Origin of the sequence: Paenibacillus sp. IHB B 3084, assembly GCF_001447315.1 — a bacterium.
Classification (GTDB): domain Bacteria; phylum Bacillota; class Bacilli; order Paenibacillales; family Paenibacillaceae; genus Paenibacillus.
The window spans coordinates 4,959,961-4,984,833 of sequence record NZ_CP013203.1 but is presented as its reverse complement, the minus strand read 5'-3'; the positions used below and the strand labels follow the sequence as shown (position 1 = coordinate 4,984,833).

Genomic DNA, 24,873 nt, shown 5'->3' with positions numbered 1-24,873 from the left:
ATATTCCCATTCAATTACCGACGATCCTGAGGTCCACCCACAAATGCTTGCTCCTCAGTATCCAGATTGTACGCTGTATGCAGCGCCTGAATGACCTCATGGAGTTTGCCTGCCTCAATCACACACGATACCTTGATTTCAGATGTGCTTACCATTTTAATGCTCACGCCTTGGTCTGCTAGCACAGCAAACATTTGCGCTGCAACGCCTGGATGGCTAACCATGCCCGCTCCTACTATGGATACCTTGACGAGGTTTTCTTCAGACGTCACTTCACGGTATGGAAGCTCTAGGCGAATGCTTTCCAATGTCTTCAAGGCTGCTTCACGATCCGTAAGAGCTACTGTAAAGGAAAAGTCTGCTTTGCCAGCCTCAACACCACTTTGTACAATAATGTCTACATCAATCTTGGCTCCCGCCAGCGTTCCGAATACTTTCGCCAGTACACCAGGAGTGTCGGCTACGCCCAAAATACTGATTCTTGCTACATTTTTATCATAAGCAATCCCACTGACTACTACGCCCTGCTCCATTACTGCATCCTCCTTTACGACCGTTCCTTCATTATGGTTAAAACTGGACCGCACAATCAGCGGTACCCGGTTATGTTTCGCATATTCTACCGCACGTGGATGCAATACTGCCGCACCCAGATTGGCTAGTTCCAGCATTTCATCATAGGAAATTTCTTTTAGCTTACGGGCAACCTTTACGATTCGTGGATCTGTAGAATATATGCCATCCACATCTGTGTAAATTTCGCAAGCATCCGCCCGGATCGCCGCCGCCAGTGCAACCGCCGTCGTATCAGAGCCACCACGTCCCAGCGTCGTAATATCTCCTTCAGCAGACATCCCCTGGAAACCCGCAACCACGACAATCTTATTGCTGCTTAGTGCATCCAGTACCCGCTGAGGTTGGATGTCCGTAATTCTCGCCCGACCATGCTCGGATTCCGTACGGAAACCAGCCTGCCATCCTGTAAAAGATACCGCCTCATGTCCCAACTGTTGAATAGCCATCGACAACAATGCAATCGAAATTTGCTCACCAGTCGTCATCAGCATATCCAACTCACGTGCAGGCAACTGCTCATTCAGCAATTTGGCCTGGTCGATCAGTTCGTCAGTTGTGTCTCCCATTGCGGAAACAACAACTACACATTGATGCCCTTCACTCTGTTTCTCAACAACGCGTTTTGCCACACGTTTCATGCGCTCCGTATCACCGACGGAACTGCCTCCGAATTTCATGACATACAAAGACAACGACATTCACTCCCTCAGACTCAACAGTATGTAACCTTGAGATGGCACAACCGACTTTGAACGTGACATCCTACGGCATAACTTTAGTACAGTATAATACGAAAGTGCTATGTGGAGCCAATGTTTTTTAATAACAGTTGTTCATAGCAAAAAATCCCCTGTCCTTGACAAGGACAGAGGATATAAAGAAGCTAGACCATTCTATGCGCGGGAAATGTATTTACCATCGCGTGTATCAATCAGCAATACATCATCCTGGTTGATAAACAAAGGAACCTGAACATTCAGTCCTGTTTCAACTTTAGCATTTTTGGTAGCACCTGTAGCGGTGTTGCCTTTAATACCCGGCTCAGTGTCAATAACCTTCAGCTCTACGCTGTTAGGCAGGTTAATCCCGAGAATTTCACCATTATAGCTAATGATGTTTACATTCATGTTTTCTTGCAGGAAGTTAAGTTCCCATTTCAGTTGATCACTGGAAAGGTTGAATTGATCGTATGTTTCGTTGTCCATGAATGTATGCTCGTCTGCGCTCGCATAGAGGTAAGACACACCACGGTTTTCAATTTGCGCGCGGCCAATCGTTTCACCCGCACGGAATGTACGTTCAACCGTGTTGCCGTTACGCAGGTTTTTCAGCTTGGAGCGCACGAATGCCGCACCTTTACCCGGTTTACATGTTGGAAGTCCAGTACTGTAAAAATATCTCCGTCTACCTCGACGGTCAAACCTGTTTTAAAATCATTAACGTTAATCACTAAAATACCCCTCCTACAGGACTGTTATCGTTATTAAACGACTGTAAATTCTTTGCTTGAATGTGTTAATACCTTGATGCCGCTATCTGTAATAACGATATCATCCTCGATCCGTACGCCGCCCAATCCAGGTACATAAATACCTGGTTCAACTGTTACAACCATGCCGGGCTTCAGAATATCATCGCTTGCCTTCGACAGACGCGTCGATTCATGGACTTCCAGACCTAGACCATGACCTGTGCTGTGTCCGAAATTGTCTCCATAGCCATGGCTTGCGATAATATCCCGAGTCAGCGCATCCGCTTCACGGCCCGTCATGCCCGGCTTAATATGTTCCAGCGCGTGAAGCTGCGCCTTGAGCACAATATCGTAGATCTCACGTAGCTGAGGTGACAAATCCCCTTGCGTGGCTACTGTACGTGTCAAATCGGAGCAATAGCCATCCAGCAACGCACCGAAATCAAACGTAATCAGTTCGCCCGCTTGTACCAGCTTGGAGCTGGCTACACCGTGAGGCAGTGCCGAACGAACCCCGGATGCCACAATCGTGTCAAATGAGGAAGACGTAGCTCCCTGCTTGCGCATGAAGAATTCCATTTCCAGATCCAGCTCACGCTCGCTGACACCCGGTTTGATATAAGGCAAAATGTGTGCAAATGTAGCATCTGCCAAATCCGCCGCTCGCTGCATCACTTCCAGCTCTTCCGCATCCTTGTACACCCGCAGCTTTTCAACAATTCCCGATACTGGAATTAATGTAACAGGTGACAAATCTTCGCTGTAAGCTTTATGCGTCGCAACAGATACATGGTCCTGCTCGAAGCCTGTTTCACCGATCTGATGGGAGGACAGCAACTCTTTCACCGTTTCCATGACCTGCGCAGCATGTTGTACCACCGTGAAGCCTTCCGCTTGTTCGGCAGCCTGCGTCATATAACGAAAGTCGGTCAGCAGATAGCTGTGAGATTCCGTAATCAGCACATAACCCGCCGAACCGGTGAAGCCTGTCAAATATCGGCGGTTGACAGGGCTTGTGATCAGTATAGCCCGCAGATCATGCTCGCCCAGCGCCTGCCGCAGCTTTAACACCCGGTCATTCTTCATCTTTCATCCCGCTCCCCTCTGTCAAATAACCAAATGCTATTTAACACAGGCGATAGCCGCTTGAGAAGTTTTTGTTGCGCTCAGTCCCCAGCTTTATCAGGCTCGCGCTTTCTCTCGTCCGTATACTCAACAGCAACGGTGTAACCGATAAACAGTCCCCACAGTATAAACACACAAATTTCCGTATATATGGAATCCCAGGTCAAACGATGAAGCGGATTCATCATCCCGAGCTTGGGACCTGTCAACACGAATAAAATAACCCACCAGACCAGACCGTAAACGATGCCAGGCAAAGGCCCCTTATATCTACGAAACATCCATGTGTACACCAGCGACGCTACAACTGATAATGCGATAAAAAACAGCAAACCCACCAGATGCCCCGCCGTCGTTTTCATGAACGAATGCTTAAAAAAAGGCTCTGCCAAAAACCCTGGTGCGACTACCGTAAAATGCAATGTATAAAACAACCAGCGCAGTAATCCCCAGAGCAAGCCTGCAAAAAAGCCCAATTCGAGTGCAAAAGGAATAAGCGGCGTATGTATTTTGCCCGACTGCTGCCTGCCTCTACGGCTGTTATTATTGTTATGGTCGCGTTGATCCTGAGATTCGGGAGACTGCTCCTGATCATGGCCTCCATTGGGTATGGAGTAGGTTTCACTCATGTTGTTTGATCCCCTTTCAAGATGCAAAACTTTGTCCATGCTAAAAGGATGACTTTTTATTGGAGTATGAAGAAGGCTGCATTTCCGATGGATTCGTGCATCATTTTGCTGGTAGTATGCTCCGATGGGGGTTAGTTTAACACTGAACTTGATGAGTGGTTGTTATATGATGAGGAGGTTATGTGGCGAAGACTGCTTGTGACTTCTACTACGTGTGTATCTGGCCGCTACGCGAACGGATCATTCTTCCGATCGCTGTTGCCTCCAGATTTCTGTTTTATATCCCCAAGGGTAGAAATCCGGAGGAAAAGGCGAACGCTATCGCTTCTTCAGAATGATTCCGTTCTCTCCACTGCTTTATGTGGTTAAGCCAACTTTTTTGCTTTTCAACACCCGCAACGAGCATTAGAAAAGAAACGTATTTACGTTTATTATTCAACACTCAAAAGCTCTGAGTCTAAAAATTCACATCACTTGTTAAGGTTAAAGCCAGTAAAATCGGACTTTTAGCAAATGTTAATACAGGAATTTTACTACGGAGGCAAGAGCTTCGCAAATTGTTCCCAACCGTAAGACTTTTAAATTCGGTACAAGCTAAAAAGGACTAAAAGACTTCTGGCTGTAAGGCCAACCCGATTTTCACTATAAAATAGAGTTTGGAAAAATAAAAGTAAAAGCACACATCAAACTAATAACGTGCCTTTTTAGCATTTGAAGTCCAACTTACTCTCCCCAACCAAGGCAAAACGAGAGGTGGGCAGCAGCGGAAAGCTCGGAATCGTCCTGAAGAAGCGGTAGCGTTCGCCTTTATCCCCGGATTTTTACCATTACATCTTTTACAAAATCAAAAAATCCGAGGATAACAGCGATCGGAAGGATGATCCGAGCTTGGAGCGACCTCCTTAACCGCTTGAAGCGGCCTAAACACCACCTCTCATTTTCCCACAACTAGATATTCCCTTCCAAATTCGATACAATATATAAAAAGCACGTGTAAAGAGAGGTGAGACGGTTGTCACAAGCATCCAAGCCTGTAAGCTACGGTGGTCAGGCAGTCATTGAAGGTGTCATGTTCGGCGGCAAGCGTGTCAATGTCACGGCAGTTCGCCGCAAGACTGGCGAAATCACATATTTGGAAGTACCGCGCAAGGAGCAATCCTGGGTGTCCAAATTTCGCAGAATCCCGTTGTTGCGGGGGATTGTAAGCATCATCGACTCCAGCGCCAAGGGTACGAAGCATTTGAACTATTCAGCCGATGCGTATGCCGATGATGAAGTGGAACCGGCAGAACGCGCTGAACAAAAGAAAAAAGAAGAATCTCGCTGGAGCCTGAGTATGATGATCGGCGTGGCGGCGGTCGGCATTTTATCCTTCCTGTTTGGCAAAATTGTGTTGACCCTCGTTCCGGTTATGGTGGAAGATTTCCTGTTTGGAAATTTATTTCACAACCAGATTCTGCATAACCTCGCGGAAGGGGCTATTAAGCTGATTCTGCTATTGGGTTATTTATGGGGCATTTCCCAAACTCCGTTGATCAAACGACTGTTCCAATATCACGGAGCGGAACATAAGGTGATTACGGCATATGAAGCAGGTGAAGAACTAACTCCTGCTAATGTGCAAAAATACAGTCGTCTGCATTACCGTTGCGGTAGCAGCTTTATTATGCTCACGGTGATCATCGGGGTACTCGTATATTCCCTGTTTACGTATGATAATCTGTTGGAGCGTATGGGACAGCGGCTTTTGCTGCTTCCAATCGTGCTGGGGCTTTCCTTTGAATTTCTCAAGCTGACCAATACCCTGCGGGAGATTCCGGTACTCCGTTATTTGGGATACCCCGGTCTGTGGCTGCAATTACTGACAACCAAAGAACCGACTGATGATCAAGTAGAGGTATCCATTGCTTCATTCAAGCGTATGCTGGAATTGGATGCCGAGTTGGAAAATGTACCTGTAAAGGAGACCTTCAACAGCTCGGTCCTTGATCCTGTGAAAGGATGAGTGAAAGATGAACAGACATGCGGTTATTTTCTGGCTTACCCTTGCCTTGGGCGCATATGGGATCGTAGATATGGTATGGAGAGGAAGCTGGGGCTTTCTTATGAATTTATTGATTCCTATCCTTATTTTTGCAGTTATATTTCTGCTGTATAAATACTTGCCAGGACGACGCCCCCGTACTCCCAAGATTAAACCCTCTGCACACACTATGGCCAAAACAGCCAAAACAGCCAACACACGCAAGCAGCAGACTACAGGCAAGCGCAAAGCGTATCCTTTTCATGTTATTGAAGGTTCTAAGGGCAAAAACGAAGAAGAACAACCTAAGTATCATTAGTCGATCACACTCTAACATGATACACAAAGGAGCCATCACCCGCGTAATGAAAAATGACCGGGAAATGGCTCCTTTTTTAACCTCTTGATTCCAGCTCCAACTAGCAAGTAATTATTTCATGGCATACATCGTATCCTTCATTAATTGATACTTGTTATACTGCTGTTGGTAAGAAGCGATGCTCCATTTGTGGAAAAAAGCGTCTCCTGCCTGCACACCAGAATCATACAGCAAATTGCTCTGCTCAAGAGAAATATTGAACTGTGCTGTGCGAATACCTAGCGTCGGGATTTTAATCGTCCGATATCGGTTCTCCTGCTCAATATAACGCTCATCATGCGCTGATAGCATCGTATCAAAAATAGCTTGCAGCATCGTCAACGGTCCTCGTATATAAGAGACCTTCGTTTCGGCTCCCGTTTTGCCCACCATCTGAAAACCTACTGTTGGAATAGTTTTAGCCTTTTGCTCGTTTACAGGCTCATCAAAAAGCCATAAAGGCAGATTACTTAACAATGCCCCATCGACTACAAACACAAATTGCTGTGAGAATTTTTTCCCTCTCGTGTGCAAAGGATCAAGTCTTAGCATAACGGGGTCGAAAAAATATGGGATGCTTGTGCTCATCCGAATGGCCTTGGCCACCTCCAGTGAAGAGGTATTCATACCGAAACGTTTGATATCCTCAGGAAGCACCAGTATGCGTCCGTTCGTTATGTCTGAAGCAATAATGCGTAGCTTGCCTGGAGGCAGATCCGCGAACGTACGCACTCCCTTGGCAAGCAACAACTCCCGCACCCAATGCTCCAGTGCTTCTCCGGAGTACAGCCCTTTTTTAAGAAAAATACGAGCTGCCGGTCCAACCCATTTGATGTTAAACACCGGAGAACGCCGTAACAAGCTGACCAAGGGGGTTTTCTCGATCACGGCTTTCATTTCATCTGCCGAATATCCTGCCGCCAACAAAGCAGCTACAATAGCTCCTGATGATGTACCCGCTACGCGGTTGAATACAATTCCATGCTCCTCCGCAGCCTTGACTGCACCCGCCAGTGATATACCCTTAACCCCTCCACCCTGGAACACAGCATTGATCAGCATAGATCAAAAAACCTCCGTTCTCTTGGGAGTAAGCAGTTCTACTGCTTATGTATGAGAACAGAGGTTTATTTAGAACCTATATGATCCAGTTTACATAATTATTGATAATAATTTTGAAGAAGCTGAATGAGTCCGTACGGATTTTTCCGTAAATGCTGTGCGCTAAAATAAATATCCCCTTTAACCTGATTATAATTCTCGTTCAGCTTGAGTTGCTTAATCAACTCTTCGGCGGATTGCCAACCCTTTTCAGGAGTGCCGATTTTATAGGGGGAATGTCCGATGTACAGCTTAACATCTGAATTTTTGACCTCATTGGACCACCATGCCACAAGCTTGTCATAGCCAGCAGCCGGGAAACCGATACTCCAATAAATCTGTGGAGCTACATAATCAATCCAGCCTTTGTTAATCCAGGTACGTACATCCGCAAACGTCGTATCATACGCTGTAACTCCAGCCTTGGTGTCTGATCCGGTCAAGTCTTGAGACTTATTGCGCCACACACCAAAAGGACTAATCCCGAACTGCACCTTGGACTTGCTTGCATGAATGCTTTTGCCCAGATCACGGACAAAGCTGTTCACATTATCTCGCCGCCAGTCGCCTTTGTCAGAGATTTTGTTAGCGTTATACGCTTTAAAGGTCGCATTATCATCAAAAGTGCCGCTGTATGGATAAAAATAGTCGTCTAAATGAACACCGTCAATATCGTATCCATCCACAACTTCCATAATCGCATCAATGACATGCTGGCGAGCAGCAGGAATTCCCGGATTGATGTAGAGTTGACTGCCATTCTTAACGATCCAATCCGGATGCTGGTTAGCCACATGGTTTGCAGCTAAACCACTGGTCGTTCCTGTAGAATTGGCGCGGAAAGGGTTAAACCAGGCATGAAACTCCATCCCCCGCTTGTGAGATTCGCTAATCATAAATTTCAAAGGATCATAGCCCGGATTTTTCCCCTGGGTGTTCGTCAGGTACTTGCTCCATGGCACAAGATTGGACGGATACAGCGCATCACCGCTGGCCCGGACCTGAACAAAAACCGCATTAATACCCATCCCCTGCAAATCATCAAGCATTTTGGTAAATTCCTGCTTTTGCTTCTCGGTGCTGCTTCGGGCGGCAGAAGAAGGCCAATCCCCGTTAATCGTAGAAATCCAAGCCCCGCGCATGGAAGTCGAAGCTTTCACTTGCACGACATTTCCCTGCGAAGAATTGGAGCTGCCCTCATTGGTTGAAGTAGACGGAGAAATGACGCTCGCCTGCTCATCATCATCGATTCCCTGATTCGTACCAACACTTCCCTGATTGTCAGGTGTGGACGTATTGGAGCTGGAGCCGCCACCGGAAGATGTTGTTCCGCCTGTGAAGGCACCTTCTTTACCACTACTTAACGTAATGACTCGCTCTGTAGCCTGCCAGTCCACTTTTAATCCCAACTCTTCCCCAACAAAACGCAGCGGCACCATGACTCTTCCGCTGGTCATACGCGCAGATGCGTCCAATCGAACTGACTTGCCATTCACCGTAGCACTCTGTCCGCCGTTCTCCATAGAGATGTTTTTATCCTGCGCTGTGATGGTTACCGTACCGGACGATGCTGACCAGTTGACTTGAGCGCCTAATCCCTCACTAATCACTCGCAAAGGCACCATCGTTACGTTGGCCCCTTGTACAATATACGGTGACGCATCACTTTGCAGCGTTTGCCCGTCCAATATAATTTCAATCTCTCCATTTGGAGCTGCTTGCGCTCCAGGCACGACTGCCGTCTGCACCGCTAACAGTAAACCCGCAGCCAGTGCCCATGTTTTCTTCCAATTCATATGATTACTATCCTCCGCTAACCCCGTTAATTTTTAACCCCTGTCTTGTCCTGCTATATAATGGATAGACGCTAATAACCGGGTATTTGTTGCGGTAGAGACAAATAAAAAAGCATCTGTCCTTACGGACGATGCCTGTCAGGAATCACCACTCAATTCCTTGTGTATATCGTGAAGCTGGCGCAAACGATCTTCATCCCGGCGGAAATATTCGACCAATGTCTCAATGCAGGTGATGGAATCCCAGCTTAAATGGTGCTCAATACCTTCCACATCTTTATAGATCAGGTCCTTATCGACCCCAATCATATCCAGAAATTGCTCTAGTAACTGGTGGCGGTCAACCAGCCGTTTGCCGACCTTTTTCCCTTTGGGTGTCAAAATTAATCCCCGATATTTCTCATATACGAGATAATCGTCCTTATCCAGCTTCTGGATCATCTTGGTAACGGACGAAGGATGGACCTCCAGACCTTCTGCGATATCCGAGACACGGGCGTATCCCTTCTCATCAATCAGTTGGTAAATGCGCTCCAAATAATCTTCCATGCTTGGCGTTGGCACTTGTTTCCCTCTTTTCTGTTATTGAACGGGCGCTACCGCCTTCATTTCCTGCGTTGAACCTACTATGTAATGATACATGTTATCATTGCCTATTGGCAAGTCTCATCCCCCGTTCACAGCTATTGCCACGATTTGTTCAATTTAAGCGGGGCACACTAATAGCGTCCCTGTATCGTTTACCTACGGCATGAGTAAAGTTGGACAACTGAGCTCATTTTATTCCTGAAAGGAGCGTTACCCATGTCCACACTTGAACGTACTCCTGTCAAAACCAAAGGAACCAAACCGTTCGTGCCTGATCTGGTATTCTTCGAACCGGACGCACTGAATTATCCCAAGGGTCAGCGTATTATGGATTGGGTAAAAGTCAAAGACATTCCGTATCGTATGACCACATCCCATAACCGAATTACCAATTTACCGGGCGAAACCGAAGTTGAAAAGTATCGAATGGCGAAAAAGACGTTGGTCGTCGGTATTCGCAAAACGCTAACCTTCGACCAGTCCAAGCCCTCTGCTGAATACGCCATTCCCATTTCGACCGGATGTATGGGACACTGCCACTATTGTTATTTGCAAACGACATTAGGGGCAAAGCCGTATATACGCGTCTATGTCAATACCGATGATATCTTATCGGCAGCTAAAGGCTATATCGAGGAACGTGCGCCTGAAATTACTCGTTTTGAAGCAGCCTGTACCTCCGACCCGGTCGGTTTGGAGCATATCACCGGATCGCTCGGAGAATTGATTCGTTTTATGGCAGATGAAGAATTTGGTCGCCTGCGTTTTGTTACCAAATATCATCATGTCGATCCGCTACTGGATATTAAGCATAATGGTCATACCCGCATCCGGTTTAGCATTAATTCCGATTATGTTATTAAACAGTTTGAGCCTGCGACTTCGCGCTTCGAGGAACGCATTGAAGCAGCAGGTAAAATCGCCCGAGCCGGTTATCCGCTAGGTTTTATTATTGCGCCGATCATCTGGTATGACGGCTGGGAAGAAGGATATGGCGAACTGCTGCGCAAATTGAGTGAAACCTTGCCTCAGGATGCCACAAATGATCTGACGTTCGAATTGATCCAGCACCGTTTTACCAAAACGTCCAAGGCTGTGATCGAGAAGCGTTATCCAAAAACCAAGCTGGAAATGGACATGGAGAAACGTAAGAAAAATGGGGCCGTTGGGGACAGAACAAATACGTTTATCCCGATGAACAGCAAAACGCACTGCGAGAATTTATCACAGAGCGCATTTTTGAACATTTTCCATTAAGTCGTATTGAATATTTCACATAACCAGCATCCAATCAGGCGCTATCCGCTGTAAATACAGCGTTACATCCGTCATATGATCTGTTACTAGCAAAATTCCGGTGATGATCAGCAGTATACCGCCTGTTTTGACAATAATTGACGTGTAACGTGAAGATAGACGAACAGAGCCGGCCAGTAAAGCCAATGCAAAAAATGGAATCGCAAAACCAAGCGCGTAGCCTGTGACCAGCTTGAACCAGGTATGATGCTCTACTGCCGCCAAAGCGATAATAGCTGTCAGCATGGGACCGATACAGGGAGACCAGCCTGCCGCAAACCCGATTCCGATCACAAAGGAACCGGCGTAACCGGCAGGCTTCCATGTCCAGCGAAACTTATGCTCCCTCATCAAAATCAAAGGCTGCACTACGCCAAGTGATACCAGCCCCATCACCAAGATCAATAGCCCCGCAACTACCCTTAGCGTATCCTTATAATTGCCAAACCATTCTCCAAGCAACCCTACACTTGCACCCAAGGAATAGAATACTACGGAAAAGCCCAGCACAAAAGCTAGGGTATGTCCCATCGTGCGATAACGTACCTCAGCCTTATGCCGCCCTTCGGCCAGTTCACGTGCCGACATTCCCGTCATATAGGATAAATAAGAGGGGTATAGTGGTAAGCAGCAAGGTGAGAAAAAAGAAACCAGTCCCGCTATGATCGCCAGCCCGGCGTTAATATCCGTCATCATGACGTCCTCCCGTCTGTCTTAAGTAAACACGAGCATACAAGCCCTATTACTAAAACATACGTGAGGAAGCAGCCAAATATGTTGCAACCCAAAAAGCGTATGCCCCGGCATACAAGCCGAAAGACATACGCTCATGACGAGCTTTATTTATTTTACAATCGCGCCGTTAGGCATGCTTTCCGGTACTGTAGCCAGCGTGAGTTGATCTCCGTGCGATGCTGCCAAAATCATTCCTTGAGAAAGTTCCCCGCGCAGCTTCACAGGCTTGAGATTGGTCACACAAATCACCTTGCGTCCAACCATGTCCTCCGGCGTATAGAACTTGGCAATGCCCGATACCACCTGACGTTGTTCATAACCAAGATCAAGCTGAAGCTTCAACAGCTTATCGGCCTTCTTCACAGGCTCACAGGCGATAACCTGAGCGACGCGCAGTTCTACCTTGGCAAAGTCCTCAATACCAATCTCCTCCTTCACCTCTGGCGCTTCTTGGCCTGTCTCCGCCGCATTCTGCGGTTGAACCTGCGCAGTAGCTTCCTCCGCCTTCTTGCCGCCCGTCATCGCTTCCACGATGAAAGCAACCTCCTCCTCTGAATCCAGACGCGGGAAGATGGGATTGCCTTTGACCAGTTGCGTTCCTTCCGGCATGCGACCAAACTGCTTGCCGCTGTCCCATGCAGTCAGTTCGCCTTCCTTGATGCCCAGTTGTTCCCAAATTTTATGCGGGGCACGGGTCAAGAACGGTTGGAGCAAAATAGACGCAATGCGCAGGCTTTCTACCAGATGCACCATAACGGATGCCAGCTCACGGCGCTTGTTCTCATCCTTGGCCAGGTTCCATGGTTGTGTTTCGTCAATATACTTGTTGCTGCGGCTAATAAATTGACTAATCGCCGTCAACGCCACGGAAAACTCCATGTTTTCCATCGCTTCTTCCACTTTACTGTAAGTCGCTGTTGCCATTTCTTCCAAAGCCCCATCGAATGCTGTTACATTCGCTTCATAAGCCGGAACCTTGCCTTCAAAATATTTGTCTACCATCACTACAGTACGGTTCAACAAATTGCCCAGATCATTCGCTAAATCAGAATTGACCCGATCCACAAAACTTTCCGGTGTAAAGGTTCCATCCGCGCCGAAAGGCACCTCGCGCAGCAAGTAGTAACGAAGTTGATCCAGACCATAGCGGTCAATCAGCGTTACAGGGTCTACGACGTTACCTTTGGACTTGGACATTTTACCGTCCTTCATGAGTAGCCAGCCGTGTGCAAATACTTTTTTAGGCAACGGGAGATCCAGCGCCATCAGCATGATTGGCCAGTAAATCGTGTGGAACCGTACAATTTCCTTCCCTACGATATGCACATTGGCAGGCCAAAATTTATCGTACAGCTCGGTATTGGAGGAACCATAGCCCAGGGCTGTAATGTAGTTGGAGAGCGCATCAATCCACACGTATACGACATGCTTCGGATCACCCTTCACCTTAACGCCCCAGTCAAAGGTTGTACGGGATACAGCCAAATCCTCCAGCCCCGGCTTGATGAAGTTGTTAATCATCTCTTTTTTACGGGATTCCGGCTGGATAAACTGCGGGTTCTCCTCATAAAATTGGAGCAATCGATCAGCATACTTGCTCATACGGAAAAAGTAACTCTCTTCCTTGACCAGTTCTACAGGGTGTCCGCTGTCCGGGCTTTTACCTCCAGCTACATTGCCTTCCGCGTCCTTCACCACGTCAACCAGTTGAGTTTCTGTGTAGTAAGTCTCGTCAGGAATGCTGTACCAGCCTTCATATTCCCCTTTATAAATGTCCCTTGCTTGAGCAAACGATCAAAAATTTCCTGTACTACACTCTTGTGACGCTCTTCCGTTGTGCGGATAAAATCGTCATTGGAAATGTCGAGCTTCCGCCATAAATCCTGAATCCCTGCCACAATATCGTCAACGAAACGCTGTGGTGTTTTGCCAGCCGAACTCGCCTTTTGCTCAATCTTCTGACCATGCTCATCCGTTCCTGTCAAATAGCGCACCTCGTAGCCGCGCAGCCGTTTGTAGCGGGCCATTGCATCTCCGGCTACCGTAGTGTACGCATGACCGATATGTAGCTTGTCGCTTGGATAATAAATCGGTGTCGTAATGTAAAATGTTTCTCATTGGACATGTGTATTGCCTCCTGTTTTGTTCACGGCAGCGAAATAAGACATGCTCCCTTGAATTTGGTACTCCAATTCATGCTTTTCACACTAATTGGGCACAAAAAAGACCCTCGCCCCTATGGGACGAGAGTCACCTCACGCGTTACCACCCAAATTTCCCGTATCCTCGCAGACTACAGGCTTCACCGGTCACTCTGACCGCCCATTAACGCTGGATCACGCCTCTCCCTTACGGTCGTTCGCCCTATAACCATTGAACTGGTGGCAAACACGCTCGAAAAAGGTTCCTCCAGGACCATATTCAGGCTTCGTTCCAGACCGGTTTGCAGCTAACTCCGGCTCTCTGTACTGGACGGTTGACCCTACTCATCCCTTCGCAGGAAAACATTATTATCCAAAATATAACCAAACGCGCATAGCTATGTCAAGTCAAGCCCTTCCCGGCACGATCAGCAAAACGATCTTCGTCAGATCTCTTTTTAGCAGGAGGCACCAGATCTACACCGCCTGGATGAAAGGGATGACACTTCGCTATACGTTTGGCGGCCAGCCAGGAGCCCTTGAGCGCTCCATGCACCTCCACCGCCTCCAGCGCGTACTGTGAGCACGTCGGATAGAAGCGGCAGGTCGGTGGCTTTAATGGTGAAATATAGGATCGGTATAACTTAATCGGAGCTTGAACCACTCTTCGTGTGGTAATCTTCATTTCAGTAGCCTCCGTGGCTGTGAGTGTGACCGCTCGCCTGTTTATATCTCCCTTTAGAATTGGCTTCTGCGTGCCCGTTCTTTTCCTGGCATTCCTTGCAATAGCCGAAAATTTCAAACTTGTGCTCGACGATTTGGAACTGATCTGTCGTATCTGTCATCTGCATCGGGCAGAAAGAGATCGGTAATGTTTTCTGACAACTCAAGCAAATCATATGGTGGTGGTGATGATGCTCATTGCAGCTCACCTTGAACTTCATTCCATCCTCAAAAGATACCTGCTCCAGCACACCCAATTCCTGCATCACACGCAAATTACGATAAACGGTGTCAAAGCTGAGTCCGCTGTATTTTTTACCCATATATTCATAAACGTCTTTGGGGGACAGATACCCTTCATTCTCGGAAAATAACGTGGCCAGCGTCTTGCGCTGATCCGTAATACGCAGCCCCTGAGTGGACATTGTTGCGATAATCTCATCCTTTGTCAGCATGCGTTTCACCCTCCCCTGTCTGTAGTTTCAGGTTTTCTGATGCAGGCTTAGGCTTGCATCTACTTATTATACCACGATTAAAGTCAAAGTTATAAGAGATATTCGCGCTCTTGATAAAGAAAAAACGTTCTCCTGTACTGGAACCGAATCCGCAGCAGGAGAACGCCTTTATTCTGTAAGTGATCTGACTTTAAACGGTGAATGATGAGACCCTTTCGGTCTAAGCCGATAAACAAAACCGGATATTCATATTAATTTTTAATAGCTGGTAATGGCATAACTACCACGGAAACTGGCAAGTTACTACCCGCCGCCGCAGTGAAATACATCTCTACACTTTCCTCGATATGACCTGTACGATACAGTACACTCATCTCATTCGGAGCCCACACGGAGCCGTTCGTCGGGATACCCACGACCTGATTATTCACCATAGCATAGCCAGAGTATTCACCACCACGCGGATTAAATGTAATCAGGGAATACGGCGCTACGCGATCCAGTTTAACCTTATACACAACACCAAAATTACCCGCATTGGAGGAAGAAGAACCGTCCAGACCGTCTGAACCAAGCAGGTTCGGGTCTACTTTATTGTCGCCAAGAACGATGCGCTGAGCTGTTTTACCAACCTCTTCTGTATATTCAAGCGAGATATCGGAATTAGCGTATGTTCCGCGGTTATGAATTCCATCCTTCGGCAGTTTTGCCAAGGTAGGCATTACGGTCAGTGGATCTACATTTGCATCTAGCACAATAACTGTGTATTGGATCGGCTGATCTGTATACAGGTCAGACAAGAGAGAAATAACCTGTTTTTGCTTAATTTTTTGCGCGCTCAAATCCTGTAAAATAACGCGGCTTTCGCCCGGATTCAGGACTGTGCTAGAGCGTTTGCTTCCATCCTGCATAGATTGAAAGTACCGTTGGATCGAAATTTTACCCGCAGCGGTTGCAAACTCAGATGGTCCGGCAAAACCGGAATTTTCGACGTTCATATTAGCAGCAGTAATATTATTGTTTGTAGCGATTACGTACATTTTCACATCTCGGCCCGTTTCATTCACATGATGGACGAGTACACGTGTGCTGCCTGATCCCATTTCCTGATACACAATACCATCCTGGAATACACGTTCCGGGCTGTTAGCACGGATCAGAAGACGTGGTGAAGATGTACTTGTCAAAGGTATAGTAGCCATGGTAGGCACCTGACTGCCGTCCACACTGTATTTATCACCAAAAGGCGTGAAGATTTTGTTAAAATCATCTTCGTTGTACAACAATTCATTCGTAATTTTAATCGTTTCGCTTACAGTACCTGTTGCACCATGCTTATCAGTCACAGTCAGCGTAATGGTCACATCACCCGGTTCGAAAAATGCCAGTTTCTTATTCACCCAATCACGTTTGGTGATCGCATTTTCATCATCCGTACTCAGATCCGTAATCGTGATTTTTTCACCCATTTTGTATTCTTTTTATCTGTTGTAAACAGAGCCACTGGCGGCTGATTCGGCGGTCTTACCGTAATCGTAACTGAGTATGGATCACTCCAGTTCCCTGCGGAGTCAAGAACGGAATAGGTAACTACATATGTACCTGGCTCCTGAAATACGTCCTGCTTGCCTTCCCAACGTTGATTCACAATCGGAAGACCTGTAGGAGAAGATTCCTTCGTCAAATACGTAACTTGGGTTTCGCCCGCATAGATATCTTTTTGCTGAACCGTGAAGGAAGCTTTAGGCTTTTGATTCAAATCCATAATAACCTGTTTTGTCGTATTATTTACAGTATAAGGAATATTTAAGGCCTGTGTAATAGAGGTCAAAGGCACCATAAATACATTCTTTTGTTGGAATGCCGGCCCCTTCATTTGTCTAGCTTCACCGTTAACCGTGTAAACCTTGCTGTCAGTCTTGAAGCGCAGCACGTTTGTACCTTGGGTGATAACGGTTTCCTTGGTAGCAGTGTCATAACTAAACTGTAATCCGACGCGGCTGACAAGCGAACGGATAGCTACATAAGAAACACCGTCCTTGACTGTCATCGGCTGAGTCGCCGTGTACACCTGTCCGTTTTGTTCCATTTTTGCACTGTTCAAATACAAAATCAGTTGATTTGCACTCATGGATGTTGGAGAACCACCAGGATTGGTGATCGTTCCGTCTCCACCGTATACATCATTGGATACGTTCGATCCGTTGGTTGTATCCGTCGGCAAGCCAGACAAAGGATCATTGGATACGCCTGTGTTATCAGGTGTCACCGTGTCATTTTGTGCTCCAGTGCTGTCTTGTCCCCCGATGCTATTCTGAACGCCGGAATCTGTGACATTGGCCTGAGCCTGCTGTCCGCTAACCGAATCGGTGGATTGAACAGTGGATACTGCTTCTGCTCCTACAGGGGCTACTACGGCCACCTGAGCTACCGCAAGCGCGGTGAGCATGGTCCATTTCTTGAAATTCATTCTCTGTCTCCTTCTATTACCAAATTATTATCATTCCCGTAAAAAGTCATACTATTAGACGCAGCTGTTGTCCAAAAGTTGCTGGGAATTTTGCTGAACATGAAAAAAGGGAACTTCCTCCTGTCGCTGCAAGAAATTTTATAACAAAAAACCGCCGCCCCATCTGACCTGATGGGCGGCGGTTCATAACCAGAAAGTAATTTAAAGGCCATTCAACATTATGACGAACGACCGACGGCATTTGTCCCTGCGGTCTCCATGCGGCCCTCTTCAATGAGACGGTAGGCCCGTTGAACCTCTTCTTCTGTAGGGGACGGAACCCCTTCCAGCGGATAGGCCTTGCCGAGCATTTCCCACTTGTATACACCCATTTGATGGTAGGGTAAAATTTCGAACTTTTCGACTCCGTTCAACGTTCCTATAAACCGACCCAAATTCAGCAGATCCTGCTCGTCATCATGAATTCCCGGTACAAAGACGTGTCTAATCCACATCTTGCGCCCTTGTTCAGACAACCAGCGTGCCGTACTTAGCATACGATCGTTGGACTTGCCTGTAAGCTTAATATGCTTGTCGTTGTCAATATGCTTAATATCCAGCAACACCAAGTCCGTTACGTCCAGCAGTTCTTGGATACGGCCTGCGTCATTAAAACCGTTACTGTCCAGCGTCGTGTGCAAATTCCAGCGTTGCTTCACTTCTTTGAACAGCTCTGCTACAAAATGAGCTTGCAGTGTCGGTTCTCCACCGGATACGGTCAATCCGCCTCCAGAAGAACGGTAGTAGGCTAAATATGGCTCAATTTCAGCCAATACCTCCTTCAGTGTCATTGGATTGCCTTCATTTAAAGCCCAAGTGTCCGGGTTGTGGCAATATTGACATTTTAACAAGCATCCTTGCATAAAAAGCACGAAGCGGATGCCGGGACCATCTACGGTCCCGAAGGTTTCCAATGAGTGTATGTGACCTTTCAGCATGTTGCATCTTCCTTCCCGCATCCGCTATGCGTGCGTCGTTGTAATATATGATACGTAAAGCTTTGTTACATTGTACCGTGGAAAGTACGGTTAATAACATCCAGCTGTTGTTCACGAGTCAGCTTGATAAAGTTAACGGCATAACCCGATACACGAATTGTAAGCTGTGGATAGTTTTCTGGGTGATCCATCGCATCCAGCAATTGTTCACGAGCAAACACGTTGACGTTCAGATGATGCGCATGGCTTCCAAAGTAGCCATCCATCATGGAAACGAGATTCGTTTTGCGTGTTTCTTCTTCTTTACCCAGGGCTTTAGGCACGATGGAAAAGGTATTCGAGATACCATCCAGACTGTGCTCGTAAGGCAACTTAGCTACGGAGCTAAGGGAAGCCAAAGCACCTTTTTTGTCGCGTCCGTGCATTGGGTTCGCACCTGGTGCAAACGGTTCGCCAGCTTTACGTCCATCCGGTGTTGTACCTGTTTTCTTACCGTACACCACGTTGGAAGTAATGGTCAGTACAGATTGAGTAGGAATCGCATTCCGGTAAGCTTTGTGCTTGCGGATCATACCCATGAAGGACTCTACCAGTTCTACTGCGATGTTATCTACACGATCATCGTTATTACCGTAGCAAGGGTATTCCCCTTCAATTTCAAAGTCAATGGCGATGCCTTTTTCGTTACGGATCGGTTTAACCTTCGCATGTTTAATGGCGCTCAGGGAATCGGCAGCAACGGACAGACCAGCAATACCACAAGCCATCGTACGGACAATATCACGGTCATGCAGTGCCATTTCAATCCGTTCGTAGCTGTACTTGTCATGCATGTAGTGAATAACATTCAAAGTGTTCATGTACAGTTTTGCCAACCATTCCATCATTGGCTTGAAGCGGCTCAGCACTTCCTCGTAATCCAACACTTCACCTGTAATTGCAGGATATTCAGGACCCACTTGAGCACCTGATTTTTCATCCACACCACCGTTGATGGCATACAACAAAGCTTTAGCCAAGTTGGCACGGGCACCAAAGAATTGCATTTGTTTACCGATTTTCATTGCCGATACACAACAAGCGATACCATAGTCATCGCCATAAATCGGACGCATCAGATCATCATTTTCATACTGAATGGAGCTAGTTTCAATAGAAACTTTGGCACAATATTTTTGAAACCTTCAGGCAATTTTTCTGACCACAGTACAGTCAGGTTTGGCTCCGGTGCAGGTCCCAAATTGTACAGGGTGTGCAAGAAACGGAAGCTGTTTTTAGTAACCCGAGTTTCTCCAGTAATGGACATACCGCCAATGGATTCAGTTACCCATGTTGGGTCTCCGCTGAACAGTTCATTATAGTCAGGTGTGCGCAGAAATTTAACAATACGCAGTTTCATAACAAAATGATCGACCAATTCTTGTGCTTGCTCTTCTGTCATTGCGCCTTCTTCCATATCCCGTTGAGTATAAATATCAAGGAAGGAAGATACACGTCCCAAGGACATTGCTGCACCATTTTGTTCTTTGATCGCTGCAAGATAGCCAAAATACACCCATTGGAAAGCTTCTTTCGCGTTGTTAGCAGGCTTTGAGATGTCGAAACCATGCTCAGCAGCCATTTGTTTCAGCTCGTTCAAAGCGCGAATTTGCTCGGAAATTTCTTCACGCAAACGAATTACGTCTTCTTCCATTGAATCCACTTCTAGGCTTTTCAGTTGAGTCTTTTTGTCTTTTATCAGGAAGTCTGCACCGTACAGTGCTACACGACGGTAGTCACCGATAATGCGTCCACGACCATATGCATCCGGCAAACCAGTGATAATACCCGCTTTACGAGCTGCTCTCATATCATCAGTATAAGCGTCGAATACACCCTGATTATGCGTTTTACGAATATGAGTGAAGATATCAACAATGCTTTGCGGTACTTCAAAGCCATAGGCTTTGCAAGCGTCGATCATCATCCGGATTCCACCAAACGGCTGCAAGGAGCGTTTGAATGGAGCGTCTGTTTGTACACCAACGACTTGTTCTTTATCCCGGTCTAGATAGCCCGGCTTATGTGAAATAATAGTGGATGGCGTATTTACGTCTACATCAAGCACGCCGCCGTTTGCCAACTCTTTTTTGGTAAGATCGGATACAATATCCCACAGAGCAGTTGTGTTGGCGGTAGGGCCAACCAGAAATTCTTCGTTGCCGACATAAGGTAAGATATTGGTTTCAATAAAATCGTTGACGTTGACTTCTTTAGTCCATTTGCCTTTTTTAAAACCTCTCCAGCCAGATTGTTGCTCTTGTAATTCTCTCTCAATCACCGACATGTAAATCCCTCCAAATTGTTTGGTCTTCCGGACTTGTGATTTTTTTCACATTAAATAGTGTCTCGAGCCCGGCCTTTTCACCGATGTCTTACGCTCAGTGTCGGGACCTTTCTTACACCCTTATTGTAGAATAATGATAGAGTGCAGTATGTGACAAAAATCACAATATAGGTGACATTTATCACTTTATTTTCCCTGGCGATTACGCCCGTGCCTTTATCCTTGCCGTTCACCTCCCTTCCCAAACCAACAGGCCCTCTATATAGAGAGCCTGCGTTGGTATTAACGGGAAAATGCTTAGTCACAAGCCTCTTCGTACCTATATATTATTGGTCAAAACGTCCGTAGAAGGCATTGCGGTATACATCAGCCAATTCGGTAACCAGCGGCAGCTTCGGATTCGCAGTTGTACATTGATCCTCAAAAGCGCGGTCAGCCAGATAATCTACACGCGATTCAAAATCCTTCGCATCGAAGCCGATTTGCTGGAACGATTCCTCGATACCGAGTGTTTTGTTCAACTTGCGGATCGCTTCGATCAGACTGTTAACCCCTTCTTCCGTTGTACGGGCAGGCAGTCCCAGTATGCGTGCAATTTCTGCATAACGCTCATCCGCAACAAAGTGCGAATATTTAGGGAACGAAGCAAACTTCGTCGGTTTTTTCGCATTATAACGAATGACGTGTGGTAACAAAATGGCATTCGTGCGACCGTGCGCTGTATGGTATTGTCCGCCCCATTTGTGCGCAAGACTGTGGTTAATACCCAGGAATGCATTGGCAAACGCCATCCCTGCCAGTGTGGAAGCATTATGCATTTTTTCACGAGCCAGTTTGTCGCCACTCAGAGCCGATTGCTCCAGGTATTGGAATACCAGTTGAATGGCTTTAATTGCCAGACCGTCTGTGTAGTCACTAGCCATTACAGACACGTAGGCCTCGATGGCATGTGTCAGTACGTCCATACCTGTATCTGCTACAGCTGTTTTAGGCAGCGAGTATACAAACTCAGGGTCAATAATTGCCACATCAGGAGTCAGCTCATAGTCAGCCAGCGGATACTTCGTGTTGCCCTGATTTTTGTCTGTAATAACCGCGAACGACGTAACTTCCGAACCTGTACCCGAGGTTGTAGGAATGGCTACAAATTGTGCTTTCTGACCAAGACGCGGGTACTTGTAGATCCGTTTGCGGATATCCATGAATTTTTGTTTTAAGTTGTTGAAATCAGTATCTGGGTATTCATAGAACATCCACATGCCTTTAGCCGCATCCATCGGCGAACCGCCGCCCAATGCAATAATGCAATCCGGTTGGAAACGTCTCATCATTTCAGTACCACGTTCTACCGTAACTGTCGATGGATCTGGCTCTACTTCCGAGAACACTTCGATAGCTACTGGTGTTTGGCGCTGGTGTAAATAATGGATGACACGATCCACATATCCGAGTTTCACCATCATAGGGTCTGTGATAATGGCAACACGTGTGATATCAGGCATTTTAGCAAGATACTGAGTCGAATTTTTTTCAAAATAAATTTTGGAAGGTACTTTGAACCATTGCATATTCACCGTACGTTTCGCCACCCTTTTCACATTAATCAAGTTGACTGCCGATACGTTCGACGAAGTCGAGTTACGTCCGTACGAACCACAACCGAGTGTCAGCGATGGAAGGTTGGTGTTGTAGAGGTCACCGATCGCACCATGTGTGGAAGGCGAATTTACAATGATACGGCCTGTTTGCAAACGGTTTGCGAACCGAGCGATAACGTCCTCATCGTTCGAATGAATAGCGGACGAGTGGCCCATGCCCCCGAATTCCACGACTTCAGCAGCGCGTTGAATACCTTGTTCCGCATTTTTTACTTTATAGCAAGCCAATACAGGACTCAATTTTTCCGCAGACAATGGGAATTTTGTTCCTACCCCTTCAATCTCAGCGACCAAAATTTTAGTTCCTGCTGGTACTGTGATACCACTCATTTCAGCAATTTTCACAGCAGACTGTCCGACGATGGCCGGGTTCACTGCACATTTCTCGACATTCATAGCTCCTTGAGTGAGCTTAGCTGCTTCTTCTTTATTTACAAAATAGCAACCGTTAGCGATCATCAATTTTTTCACTTGTTCGAAGATTGGCTCTTCGATAATAACCGCTTGCTCGGAAGCACAAATCATACCGTTGTCAAAAGATTTGGAGAGGATGAGATCGTTCACGGCCTGCTTGATGTCTGCTGTTTTTTCAATAAAGCAAGGCACGTTACCTGGGCCTACACCCAGAGCAGGTTTACCGCAGCTATATGCCGCCTTAACCATGCCTGATCCACCAGTTGCCAGAATCAGCGCCACATCCGGGTGATTCATGAGTGAATTTGTCTTATCCATCGATGGAGCTTCAATCCATTGAATACAATCGGCCGGAGCACCATGTTTGACGGCTGCTTCAAGCAAGACGCGAGCTGCTTCCGCACTACACGATTGAGCGGATGGATGGAAACCAAAGATGATCGGGTTACGTGTTTTAATAGCAATCAACGCTTTGAACATTGTAGTTGAAGTCGGATTAGTCACTGGAGTGATCCCCATAATGATGCCGACGGGCTCTGCTATTTTTTGAAAACTGTCAAAGTCATTATCTTCAATGACACCAACGGTTTTTTCATTTTTGATACTATGATAGACATATTCTGTTGCAAACATGTTTTTAATGATTTTGTCCTCATACACACCGCGTCCTGTTTCTTCAACAGCCAGCTTCGCCAGATGCATGTGCTTATCCATCCCTGCAATTGCCATAGCTTGTACGATTTCGTCAATCTGCTCCTGATTCATACTCATGAAAGCCTGCTGTGCCCGGTTCCCCCGGTCAATCAGTGTTTGAATATACTGCTCAGCGCTTTGCTCTTTTTGGATAACCTCGTTTTTAACAGCCATTTCCCTCATCCTCCTGTTATCTCGTGTACTATCTCTTGTTCACGCACTGATCGTAACACAGCTTTTCAAGATATATTGTGATTTTTTTCACAATCTATTTAAAATTTTATTTTATGAAGTGAATTAAATCACAAAGTTTGGAATTCTGCCACTTTTACCCCCTCTTCTTGCCCCAAAAACGCATAGCACAGGTATATAATGAATTTGAATTGATCAAGTTGCAGATAAAAAAACAAAGGAAACAAAGGGGAAATGGACGATGAGAAACCCTGCAAACGTAATGGAAGCCCGCGGCAACACCTGTTGCTTCTCGGAGGCCAGCTTCAACCGGCTGCAAGTGATGATGAAAGATCGGGTCATGCCAGAAAGCTCGCATCTATTCTGGGAAGGAGATACAGCAGATAAGCTGTTTTATATCAAGCGCGGACGCGTAAAAGTAACAAAAACAACGGATGAGGGTAAGGAACTTATACTATATATGTACCAAAGCGGCGATCTGATTGGTCAAGCTGATCCATTTTTCGGTACCAAGCACTCCTTTTCTGCCGAAGTTCTGGAGGACAGTGATATCGGTGTTGTCGATCATACGGATTTGGAGCTGCTCATTTGCCAGCACTGTGATTTTGCCATTGACTTTATGAAATGGATGGGGTCCCACCACCGTATTACCCAGACCAAGTTTCGCGATTTGATGATGTACGGCAAGCCCGGTGCTCTGTGCTCCACACTGATCCGTCTGTGCAACACCTACGGAGAGCCTCACGGCGAGCATATTCTTATTCATAAAAAAATTACTCATACCGACCTGTCCAATATGATCGGTGCCACCCGTGAAAGTGTAAACCGGATGCTGAGTGATTTGCGCAAAAAAAATGCAGTCGAATATGATAATGGCATGATCGTTGTCAAGGATTTGGAAATGCTGCAAGGCATATGTCATTGTGAACTGTGCCCGCGTGAGATTTGCCGAATTTAAATTATTTGTTTTATTTTATGTAAAAGAGAGTGTTCTGTAAACTGTATGGCTTACAGAACACTCTCTTAATTTTACACTCCCACTCCACCTAAATGGCGGGCAGCAGCGGAGCAATCCATTTGAATCTGAAGAAGCGAAGCGTCCGCCTTTGCAGCGGGAGTTCTCACC

Annotated in this window: 15 protein-coding genes and 5 pseudogenes; 5 read left to right on the top strand and 15 right to left on the bottom strand. The window is 46.5% G+C overall.

Annotated elements, in window-relative coordinates:
* Positions 1-14: 14 nt before the first annotated feature.
* The 4 genes and pseudogenes from ASL14_RS23290 to ASL14_RS23275 all read right to left on the bottom strand — a co-directional run bounded on the left by ASL14_RS23290 (position 15) and on the right by ASL14_RS23275 (position 3,801).
* Entirely contained in the window at positions 15-1,268 is a 1,254-nt protein-coding gene (locus ASL14_RS23290; protein WP_025683339.1) for an aspartate kinase, read from the bottom strand.
* A 201-nt stretch (positions 1,269-1,469) separates the two neighbouring features.
* A pseudogene (efp, locus tag ASL14_RS23285) lies at positions 1,470-2,026 on the bottom strand (elongation factor P).
* A 33-nt stretch (positions 2,027-2,059) separates the two neighbouring features.
* Positions 2,060-3,133 carry a M24 family metallopeptidase gene (locus ASL14_RS23280; protein ID WP_025683340.1) on the bottom strand — a complete coding sequence of 358 codons (1,074 nt, stop codon included), beginning with the start codon at positions 3,131-3,133 and terminating at the stop codon, positions 2,060-2,062.
* Between the two features lie 80 nt (positions 3,134-3,213).
* Positions 3,214-3,801 (bottom strand): YqhR family membrane protein, encoded by a 588-nt coding sequence (locus ASL14_RS23275; RefSeq protein ID WP_134913715.1) that lies wholly within the window; start codon positions 3,799-3,801, stop codon positions 3,214-3,216.
* 182 nt (positions 3,802-3,983) lie between these two features.
* On the opposite strand from ASL14_RS23275, the gene ASL14_RS27525 reads away from it, so the two are divergent.
* The 3 genes from ASL14_RS27525 to ASL14_RS23265 all read left to right on the top strand — a co-directional run bounded on the left by ASL14_RS27525 (position 3,984) and on the right by ASL14_RS23265 (position 6,143).
* Positions 3,984-4,139: a hypothetical protein gene (locus ASL14_RS27525; protein ID WP_189338200.1), complete on the top strand. Its 156-nt coding sequence runs from the start codon at positions 3,984-3,986 to the stop codon at positions 4,137-4,139.
* Between the two features lie 674 nt (positions 4,140-4,813).
* Positions 4,814-5,806, top strand: coding sequence for a DUF1385 domain-containing protein (locus ASL14_RS23270; RefSeq protein ID WP_134913713.1), 993 nt, complete (start codon positions 4,814-4,816; stop codon positions 5,804-5,806).
* A 7-nt stretch (positions 5,807-5,813) separates the two neighbouring features.
* Entirely contained in the window at positions 5,814-6,143 is a 330-nt protein-coding gene (locus ASL14_RS23265) for a YihY/virulence factor BrkB family protein (RefSeq protein WP_134913711.1), read from the top strand.
* Positions 6,144-6,254: 111 nt separating this feature from the next.
* Here ASL14_RS23265 and ASL14_RS23260 read toward each other — a convergent pair whose 3' ends face one another.
* The 3 genes from ASL14_RS23260 to mntR form a co-directional block, all read right to left on the bottom strand.
* A complete protein-coding gene (locus ASL14_RS23260) occupies positions 6,255-7,244 on the bottom strand; it encodes a patatin-like phospholipase family protein (protein ID WP_134913709.1) in 990 nt (329 codons plus the stop codon).
* Between the two features lie 98 nt (positions 7,245-7,342).
* A complete protein-coding gene (locus tag ASL14_RS23255) occupies positions 7,343-9,079 on the bottom strand; it encodes a family 10 glycosylhydrolase (protein WP_134913707.1) in 1,737 nt (578 codons plus the stop codon).
* Between the two features lie 138 nt (positions 9,080-9,217).
* On the bottom strand, positions 9,218-9,643 hold the full coding sequence (gene mntR / locus ASL14_RS23250) for a transcriptional regulator MntR (RefSeq protein WP_134913705.1): 426 nt from the start codon (positions 9,641-9,643) through the stop codon (positions 9,218-9,220).
* A gap of 240 nt (positions 9,644-9,883) precedes the next feature.
* Between mntR and splB the strand changes: the two are divergent.
* Positions 9,884-10,947, top strand: a pseudogene (splB, locus tag ASL14_RS23245) (spore photoproduct lyase).
* On the opposite strand, the gene ASL14_RS23240 reads toward splB, so the two are convergent.
* The 8 genes and pseudogenes from ASL14_RS23240 to adhE form a co-directional block, all read right to left on the bottom strand.
* Positions 10,940-11,656: a cytochrome c biogenesis CcdA family protein gene (locus ASL14_RS23240; protein ID WP_134914617.1), complete on the bottom strand. Its 717-nt coding sequence runs from the start codon at positions 11,654-11,656 to the stop codon at positions 10,940-10,942. The pseudogene splB and the gene ASL14_RS23240 overlap by 8 nt on opposite strands.
* 150 nt (positions 11,657-11,806) lie before the next feature.
* Positions 11,807-13,800 (bottom strand): annotated as a pseudogene (gene metG, locus ASL14_RS23235) (methionine--tRNA ligase).
* Positions 13,801-14,242: 442 nt separating this feature from the next.
* Entirely contained in the window at positions 14,243-14,524 is a 282-nt protein-coding gene (gene yidD / locus ASL14_RS23230; RefSeq protein WP_134913703.1) for a membrane protein insertion efficiency factor YidD, read from the bottom strand.
* 1 nt (position 14,525) lies between these two features.
* Positions 14,526-15,017, bottom strand: coding sequence for a Fur family transcriptional regulator (locus ASL14_RS23225; RefSeq protein ID WP_134913701.1), 492 nt, complete (start codon positions 15,015-15,017; stop codon positions 14,526-14,528).
* Positions 15,018-15,268: 251 nt separating this feature from the next.
* Positions 15,269-17,487 (bottom strand): annotated as a pseudogene (locus ASL14_RS23220) (stalk domain-containing protein).
* Between the two features lie 218 nt (positions 17,488-17,705).
* A complete protein-coding gene (gene pflA / locus ASL14_RS23215) occupies positions 17,706-18,464 on the bottom strand; it encodes a pyruvate formate-lyase-activating protein (protein WP_134913699.1) in 759 nt (252 codons plus the stop codon).
* Positions 18,465-18,529: 65 nt separating this feature from the next.
* Positions 18,530-20,790, bottom strand: a pseudogene (gene pflB, locus ASL14_RS23210) (formate C-acetyltransferase).
* A 326-nt stretch (positions 20,791-21,116) separates the two neighbouring features.
* Entirely contained in the window at positions 21,117-23,729 is a 2,613-nt protein-coding gene (gene adhE, locus ASL14_RS23205) for a bifunctional acetaldehyde-CoA/alcohol dehydrogenase (protein WP_134913697.1), read from the bottom strand.
* A 259-nt stretch (positions 23,730-23,988) separates the two neighbouring features.
* Between adhE and ASL14_RS23195 the strand changes: the two genes are divergently transcribed.
* The gene (locus ASL14_RS23195) at positions 23,989-24,705 is read left to right on the top strand and encodes a Crp/Fnr family transcriptional regulator (protein ID WP_134913695.1); all 717 of its coding nucleotides are present in this window, start codon (positions 23,989-23,991) and stop codon (positions 24,703-24,705) included.
* The last annotated feature ends 168 nt before the right edge of the window (positions 24,706-24,873 follow it).